Annotated in this window: 5 protein-coding genes and 1 pseudogene; 4 read left to right on the top strand and 2 right to left on the bottom strand. The window is 67.0% G+C overall.

The features are described from left to right. From ACY45C_RS15960 to ACY45C_RS15945, 4 genes are all read left to right on the top strand, one after another. A partial coding sequence (locus tag ACY45C_RS15960; protein ID WP_462188382.1) for a tetratricopeptide repeat protein occupies positions 1-821 on the top strand: 821 nt, incomplete at its 5' end. A gap of 154 nt (positions 822-975) precedes the next feature. Beyond that, a complete protein-coding gene (locus tag ACY45C_RS15955; RefSeq protein WP_462188381.1) occupies positions 976-1,236 on the top strand; it encodes a hypothetical protein in 261 nt (86 codons plus the stop codon). Positions 1,237-1,328: 92 nt separating this feature from the next. After that, positions 1,329-1,943: an N-acetyltransferase family protein gene (locus tag ACY45C_RS15950; protein WP_462188380.1), complete on the top strand. Its 615-nt coding sequence runs from the start codon at positions 1,329-1,331 to the stop codon at positions 1,941-1,943. 219 nt (positions 1,944-2,162) lie between these two features. Continuing rightward, on the top strand, positions 2,163-3,740 hold the full coding sequence (locus ACY45C_RS15945; protein ID WP_462188379.1) for a mechanosensitive ion channel family protein: 1,578 nt from the start codon (positions 2,163-2,165) through the stop codon (positions 3,738-3,740). Between the two features lie 229 nt (positions 3,741-3,969). Here ACY45C_RS15945 and ACY45C_RS15940 read toward each other — a convergent pair whose 3' ends face one another. Further along, complete coding sequence (locus ACY45C_RS15940) at positions 3,970-4,278, bottom strand: GlsB/YeaQ/YmgE family stress response membrane protein (protein ID WP_462188378.1); 309 nt, start codon at positions 4,276-4,278, stop codon at positions 3,970-3,972. A gap of 31 nt (positions 4,279-4,309) precedes the next feature. Then, positions 4,310-4,560, bottom strand: a pseudogene (locus ACY45C_RS15935) (hypothetical protein); the annotation flags it as partial.

The following is a 4,560-nucleotide window of genomic DNA, read 5'->3' as shown; positions in this document are numbered from 1 at the left end:
TCCTCACCCTTCAGTATGCCGACAGTCACGCCCGGGACCTACGCGCATGTGGCCTTTACCGAGCATCCCTGAAAATCCTTCAGGAGACCTTGACCCGATGCCGGGATATCCTCGGTATCAATCATCCGGACACCTTGCGCTTCTTGCGGAACTACGCGGTCACACTACGGCGCGCAGGGCGGGCGGGCGCGGCCCACCATACCTCGGAGGAGGCTTTCAAGAAGTTCCGGACCTACGTGGGAGAAGATCAGCCGGAAACCCTCACCGCAGCCATCAGCCTGGTGGGCGATCTGTGCCTGAGCCGGGAGGTACCGGCTGCGCGAAAGCTGGCCGAGAACACCTTCCAACAGGCCAAGCGCCGGCTTGGCGCGGACAATCTCTACACCCTCGCGGCGGCTAACGCACTGGTCGTCGCCATTCGGCTCGATGGCGACCCGGACGAAGCCGGCGCCCTCGCCCAGGAAACGGGGAACAGATTACGGGCCGTTCTCTCCGACGATCACCCTTTCACGGTGTCATGCATGCTCAATCTAGCCAACTGCCGCTACGACAGTAACCAGATGATGAGCTCGCGGAGTCTCGACGAGGACGCCGTCTCTCACCTGCGGAACCGGCTCGGCGATGACCACCCGACCACCCTGATCGCCTCCGCCAATCTGGCGATCGACCTGTCCGCCCTCAGCGAGACCGAGACGGCAGATGCGCTACGCGCAAATGTTCTAGCCACACGCGGGGAGAGTCTGGGAGCCGACCATCCGATCATCGCGTCCGTGCGGGCCGGCGATCGCATCAACCTCGAGATCGACCCACCCCCGCCCTGACCCGGGTGCCCGGCGACTCAGGAGACGGCCTCCGGAGGCTCTGCCTGTTACCAGGTGCAGCGTACGGGCCGTCCGGCAGCCGGCCGCAGGCTAGTGCAGCACCAGGGGGCAAGGATTTCATCATCTACTGAGCATCATCGCCGCACCCGGCGGCGTGTTGTGGGCCACTTTCGACTTCTTTCCGCTGCCGACCAGTCCGAAGGTTCCCACCGGTGCGTTTCTCGTCTGGATCACCTGCACCGATGGGGCGGTGAATCTCAGCGGCGAACGCTGGATCAACCACCCGGACGGCTATGCCATGACGAATCTCTCCGTGTGGCCCCGCGCCGACCATCCCGATCACCTGATGGGCCGGGTTCATCTGCAGGGATGCAGCGATTACGCCGTCGACCGGATCTTAAAACCCGGCCGGTGACCGAGCCGCCGAACGCCAGGATGGGTGACTGCCGCGGGTCCGGCGCTCCAGGTCCTTTACCTTCCGGCCCGGTGAACAGGCAGGATCGATCTGTGCGGACACGGCGGGCATCAGAGGAGGACTGGGGCGCGATCTGGCCGATCTGGCGGGCCGTTGTGGTCGAGGGCGAGACCTGCGCCTGGACACCGGACACCGACGAGGACGTCGCGAAAAGCGCGTGGATGCTGCCCCCGCCGGCCGAGGTTCTGGTGATGGAGGAGGACGACGGCCCGGGCGATACCTCGATCATCGCGACCGCACTGCTCACACCGAGCCAGCCGGGCCTGGGAGATCATGTCGTCCAGGCGGTACTGCTCGTTGATCCTAAGCGGGTGGATCACGGGGCTCCGCGCGGCGGGGCCGGAATGTACCAGGGCTACGGGCCGTACGGGGGACGTAGCTACTACGGCGGCCGGGGAGCCGGGGGCGACCGCTGGGAGAGCGTCAGCCGGCAGGCCGCGGAGCAGATGATCGAGTACGCGGCCGATCTCGGCTACCGGGCGATGCAGCTCAACGCCGTCGTCGCCGCCAATCCACGGTTGGTCGCGCTGTGGCGCTCGCTGGCGTTCCGCCTCGTCGGGACCCTTCCGGCGGCCTTCCGCCATCCCTGGCTCGGCGACGTCGACCTCTACGTGATGTACCGCTTCCTGCCCGCCCGGGAGAACTGACCGGCGCACCGGGTGCCTGCGCCCCTGGCAGAGAGGGGAGCACCGTCGCCGGAATCCTCACCGGAGGATCCGGAGGGATACTGAGGGCCGCGGAGGGTAGCGAGGGATACCGAGAGACGTGGAGAAGGACGCACCGGCGCGGGTTCGCGACCCGCGCCGTCCAACCATGCCATGGTGCCCGTCCCCTCCTGCCCATGGCCCAGGACGAGGAGCCTGTCTGTGCATCTGAGCGCCGCGCCCGATCTGTCCTTCTCCGACATGCGATCGACCATCGCCGTCCTGACGATCCTGGGCGGTGCGGTCCTGCTGGCCCTGGCCGTCTCCGTGTTGCTGCACCGCATGGCCAGACGGATCGGCCGCCATTCGGAGATCGTCGCCGATCTCGCACAGCACGGTAAGCGGCCGACGCGACTCACGCTCGTGCTGGTGGCCCTGCTCGTCGGCCTCAACTCCACGGCTGAACAGGCCTGGACCGAGGCGGCCCTGCGGGTGTCCAATGTCGCCCTTATCGCTGGAATCGCCTGGTGCGTCACGGTGCTCGCGTTCACCTTCGAGGACCTCGCGCTCGCCCGCTACCGGGTGGATGTCGTCGACAACCGGCATGCCCGCCGGGTGCGCACCCAGGTCACCCTGCTCCGACGGGTCACGGTGGTCATCATCTCGATCATCGCGGGCGCCTCGATGCTCATGACGTTCCCGAGCGTCCGCGTCGCCGGCGCCAGCATCTTCGCCTCGGCCGGCGTGGTCGGCATCGTCGCGGGGCTGGCCGCCCAGACCTCGCTGTCCAACGTCTTCGCCGGACTCCAGCTGGCCTTCACCGACGCCATCCGGGTCGACGACGTGGTGGTGGTCGAGAAGGAGTGGGGCAGGATCGAGGAGATCACTCTCACCTACGTCGTCGTCCACATCTGGGATGACCGGCGGATGGTCCTTCCGTCGACCTACTTCACCACGACACCATTCCAGAACTGGACCCGCAAAGAGTCCGCGGTCCTCGGTGCCGTCGAGCTAGACCTGGACTGGGCAATCCCGATCGACGAGATGCGGGCCGAGATGCACCGGGTCTTGGACGCCACGGACCTGTGGGACAAGCGGGTCTGCGTCCTGCAGGTCACCGACGCCATCGGTGATCACATCCGCATCCGCGTCCTGGTCAGCGGCAAGGACGGACCGACCGTGTTCGACCTGCGCTGCCACATGCGCGAGGAACTCGTCCGATGGGTGCAGCACAACCATCCGACAGCCCTGCCCCGGACCCGCATCGAGTTCGACGCCTCCGCGCACCTGCTCGGTCTGCGCCTCCCGGATCAGGGCCGGCCCGATGACCGCGACGGCCGCGACCACCCCGACGGCCACCACCCCGGCAGCAGGTCCGACCGGCTCCGCAAGACGAACGGCATCCGCCTCGACGAAGCACCAGCGCGGGTGGTTCCCGTCCCAGTGCAGGGTCTCCTCTCCCCCACGATCATGGCTGCCACGAACTCGGCCGCGGTTACCACCGCCAGCAGTGCGAGCCGGGAGGCGGAGACCGATACGGGGGGCGGGACGAGCACCGCGCCCGCGGATGCGCATGCCGATGCCGCCGAGGACGCCCGGCTGTTCTCCGGCGCGAGTGCCGACGCCGCGAAACGGGCACGGAACTTCAGCGGGACCAGCAAGATCGACGAGCACGACAGCTCCGCTTCTTCTCCACCGCCCCGCGACGACGATGACGACGCGGCACACCCGGGAGAATCGACCCGACGCCAAACGACACCAAAGGCGCATAGGGGACGTAATGAAGTAACAAATACGTGATCGAGAGCATCATCGCAGGTCACAGGCCTGTGGAGGGTTCGAAACGCGCAAGTTATTTCATTTCGACTCCATAACGACACCGAAGGCGCATAACGACACCACAGAAGGCTCCGGCCCGGGTCCTCCGCAGGTATGGAGGGCCCGGGCCGGAGCAGGTGTCGGGTCAGAGCAGGTGCTCTGCGTGCTGCCGACCGGGCCGCGGTCACCCGGTCGCCGACGGGTATCGCGATTACCGGCGGGCGTAACGACGGCTGCGGGTCGACCCCGACCGGCCGCCGTGGCCCCCCACGTTCCGCCACACCAGGAGAACCAGGATGGCACCGATGATGGACCCGAGAATGCCAGACGGCTGCAGAGCGCCTTCGCCGACATCCTTATTGAACAGGACGTAGCCGAGGAATCCTCCGACGAAAGATCCGATGATTCCCACCACAATGGTGCCGAGAATCCCGATGGGATCCCAGCCGGGCAGCAATACGCGTGCGACGGCCCCGGCGACAAGTCCGAGCAGAATCATGACGACAATGAAGGTAATCATTGTTTTCTCCCTACCGAGGTGGTTGGATTACTTATCCCCGGCGCGGCCGTCCCCGCCGTCCCCGCCGGACCAGCAGCAGCACCACCGTGCCGGCCAGGACCCCGCCCGTGGCCTTCAGGTTGCTCCGCATCCGCTGCCCGACGGACCGCGCGGCTTTCCCGCTGGTGGCGAGGGTCTTCTCGGTGGCGACCGACACATGGGGAGCAAGGGTCTGGACGGCCTCGTTGACCTTTTGGCGCACCTCGGCGGCTCCGCCGGCCACTCTGGCCTTGGTGCCCGGGG

The sequence above is a fragment of the Frankia sp. CcWB2 genome (genome assembly GCF_977927585.1).
The sequence above is the reverse complement of the archived record's forward strand: the minus strand, read 5'-3'. Positions and strand labels throughout refer to the sequence as shown.

Excerpts from the sequence above, each read along its gene's own strand:
- ACY45C_RS15940 (WP_462188378.1), bottom strand. The coding sequence starts at position 4,278 with ATGATTACCTTCATTGTCGTCATGATTCTGCTCGGACTTGTCGCCGGG.